Annotated in this window: 3 protein-coding genes and 1 pseudogene; all 4 read right to left on the bottom strand. The window is 40.4% G+C overall.

The genetic code is table 11. The annotated features are described in order from the left end of the window. Positions 1–236 (bottom strand): annotated as a pseudogene (locus ACESK1_RS12620) (hypothetical protein); the annotation flags it as partial. A gap of 18 nt (positions 237–254) precedes the next feature. Then, positions 255–869, bottom strand: a complete 615-nt coding sequence (locus ACESK1_RS12625; RefSeq protein WP_372920538.1) for a hypothetical protein — start codon at positions 867–869, stop codon at positions 255–257. Between the two features lie 90 nt (positions 870–959). Next, on the bottom strand, positions 960–2,927 hold the full coding sequence (nosZ, locus tag ACESK1_RS12630; protein WP_372920539.1) for a Sec-dependent nitrous-oxide reductase: 1,968 nt from the start codon (positions 2,925–2,927) through the stop codon (positions 960–962). Between the two features lie 38 nt (positions 2,928–2,965). Continuing rightward, positions 2,966–3,460, bottom strand: a 495-nt coding sequence (locus ACESK1_RS12635) for a fasciclin domain-containing protein (RefSeq protein ID WP_372920540.1), incomplete at its 5' end; no start/stop codon positions are given.

Consider the following 3,460-nt stretch of genomic DNA (forward strand, 5'->3'; position numbering starts at 1 on the left):
GAAACCAACTGAATTTCCATTTCGTGATTGTGCTGAAGCTGGTCTTTCACCAAACATTCTATAGCATCGTATTTATACTGTTTGCCTTTATTAGTTACGGCCTGAGCGGCATAAGCCGGACTCACAATTGTCATCTCGCAAAAGCTGCAATTATCATTGCCGTAATCAATAGGTTGTGCTTCATTATTACATGCAACGAACAACCCCAACAAAAAGAGGTATAATATCTTTTTCATAGCTTAAATATTTTTTCCTTATTTCCTCCCTTTGGTGGCTATTAATCCAACCCACCAGGCTACTAAAGTTAGCAACATTCCAACTAGCATCAAATATGCACCTGCTTGAGGATAGGAATGTGCAGTAAAGTTAAGAATCTTTTGAGATCCGAAGAGCGGAGGTTTATAGCTTAAAGGGTTTCCTTCAGGATCGGTTAACTTCATAATTGCTTTAGGATCAAGATCGGTTCCATAGTCTGTTAGCCAATTATTAAAATCTATCATTCCTAAAATGCCTAAAACGGTCATTAATATAAGCCAACCTAAGAACCAGTTTGGACCTATAACTTTAAAGAAGCCCAGGATTCCCAGAAGAATACCTAGAGCAGCCATTCCACCTATTACAAGAGGAAAGACATTAAATTCCCACATTTCTGCAGGCTTAGGGATCTTTTTCATCCCAATATAGTGGTTTATACCATCTATATTCTGAATATCAAATTCTTCTTCGCCCTGAATTCCACTTATATAAATATTCATCCCCAGAGGATCCGGATACTGTGGCGCTTCCAGTTGTATGTTCCAGAGTGGATAGATAAACAGGCCGAGCAGCAAGGCTGAACCTATTACCATTAAAATACCTGATTTTTTCATTGTTAAGGGGATTTTTAAAAGAAAGCGGGTAAATTTTCCATCCACCCGCCTTTCTCAATCTAAAAAACAACCAGTTTTCAACTAAATAAACTAATTAATCTCTTCATCATCCAAAGTCCATTTCAAAGGAACATTTGAATTCTCGCCGGATACTCTAACATACCCCTGCATTTCCTGGTGAAGAGCTGAACAGAAGTCTGTACAATAGAATGGCCATACTCCTTCTTTTTTGGGTTCCCAGGTAATTGTTTTTGTTTGTCCAGGCATAATCAACAGCTCAGAAGTGTTTGCACCAATCATAGCAAAGCCGTGTGGTACATCAAAGTCCTGCTCCAGGTTGGTAACGTGGAAGTATACTTTATCTCCTATTTTAATCCCTTCAAGGTTATCTGGCGAAAAGTGACTTCTTACTGTAGTCATATATACGTGTACGTTATTTCCATCCCGAACCATTTTTGTTTCAGACTCACTGGTAGCAGCATATTCGTGCTCATTCTCATCCAGTCTGTAGATCTTCTTAGATTTGGATTTGATCATATCGGCAGGAATCCCGGCAGCATAGTGAGGCTCTCCATGAGTTGGGAAATCTAAAAGAAGTTCCATTTTCTCTCCGGAAATATCATATAATTGGGCTGAGTGTTCTAATTCCGGTCCTGTTGGCAGGTAACGGTCTTTGGTGATCTTGTTCATAGAGATCATATACTTTCCGTAAGGCTCTCTTGAGTTACCACCAGGGATCATAAGGTGACCAACAGAGTAGTAACTTGGCTGTCTGTCAAGCACTTCCCAGGTTCCTAATTTCCATTTAACAACTTCAGATGAGATAAAGAAAGTAGTATAAGCGTTTCCTCTACCATCAAATTCAGTATGCAGTGGTCCCAGACCTCCATCTTTTACAGTTCCAGCAAGTGTAGACTCGAAGTTAAGAATAGGGATACCATAGGCATCTCCATCAAAATCTTCGTTTTCAATTGCAGTAAGCATCTTAGAGAAAGAGTGAACAGTAAGGTCGGTAGAAAGTTTACCGTTACCCACAATGTATTCTCCTGAAGGATCTACATCACAACCGTGAGGGGATTTTGGAGTTGGCATAAAGAACACCGCTCCTTCAACTTCTCTTGGATCTACGGTAAGCACCTTATTTTCCATAGTAGTTGTAGCAGCCTGAGTGCTGTGATCAAAGATGTTATGTGCATATTCTGCATCGATCTCTTCTCCACCACCGTTTTCTACATATTCCTGGATCTTTTTCCAGTTTACAGCAGCAATGAAATCTTTGTCATTCTGAGAAGCGTTAACTTCCTGCATGGTGTGAGCTTCTTCAGTATTATAAGTGGTAAAGAAGAACCACCCATGAGAATCTCCACGTCCGGGGTGTGAAAGGTCATAGTTAAATCCTGGCATTTTCAGCTGGAAATCGATACTCATCCTTCCGTCATCGTCAATAGCGATAAAGGTAAGGGGGCCTTTAAAATTACCTTTCATCTGATCGATAGCCATATCCTCTTGTGGATAAGGTACAGAAAAACGTGTTCCTGCAACTACGTACTCAGTATTTTCAGTAATAAATGAGGAAGAGTGGTTTCCTGCACTGTGAGGGATCTCAATGATCTCTTCGGTTTCGAAAGTCTCAAGACTGATCCGTGCTATCCTCGGAGTATTATTCTCATTGATAAAGATCCAACGTCCATCAAGCTCTCCGTTAGTTTGAGAAATATCAGGGTGGTGAGAATCTCCCCATGGCACAAATCCGAAGGAAGTGTTTAACATTGGTACTGTTTCTTCAGAATAACCATAACCATTAGTTGGGAATTGCGAAAAAACAGGGATCTCCTTTAACATTCTTCCTGAAGGTAAACCATAAACGGTAAGGTTACCACTGTATCCTCCAGACAGGAATGCGTAATATTCATCATGCTCTCCCGGTGCAACGTAAACACGTTCTGCTGCATTAGAGGTGATGGCTCCTGATTTCTCATCAGAAGATCCACCATTGCCACATGATTGGATAAATAGTCCCAGAACACCCAGGACCGCGATTTTTAAAATATTCTTCATTAGATTGGATTTTTAATTATTGTTTAAAATTGGATTGATTATTCTTTTGGTAAAATGACATCTTCAACAACATGTACCCATCCATTACTTACTTTAACGGTGCCTACTATTTTGGCTCCTCCCACAAGAATGTCTTCTCCATCTTTACTAACTTCTACATTCTCTCCTGAAGCCATGTAGAGGGTACGCCCTTTTTGAATGTTTTTTTCAAGCATGTCAATTGGATAATTGCTGGGCGCTACATGATTTTTAAGAATATAAGCCAGTCTAGACTTATTTTCAGGTTTTAAAAGATCTTCAACGGTGCCGTCGGGAAGCTTATCGAATGCTGCATTGGTAGGAGCAAACACTGTTAACGGACCAACATTCACAAGGGAATTTTCAACTCCTGCAGCTTGAACAGCAGTCACCAGGGTAGTGTGATCATCAGATTCCATAGCGAGTCGCAAGGCGTTTGGAGTTTCACTATCATCATCGATAAAGGCCTGGCCTTTTTTTGTTTCAGAGTCAGTGGTTTCCTCGGCAGTGGAAGT

The sequence above is a fragment of the Salegentibacter sp. genome (genome assembly GCF_041642575.1).
Classification (GTDB): Bacteria; Bacteroidota; Bacteroidia; order Flavobacteriales; family Flavobacteriaceae; genus Salegentibacter.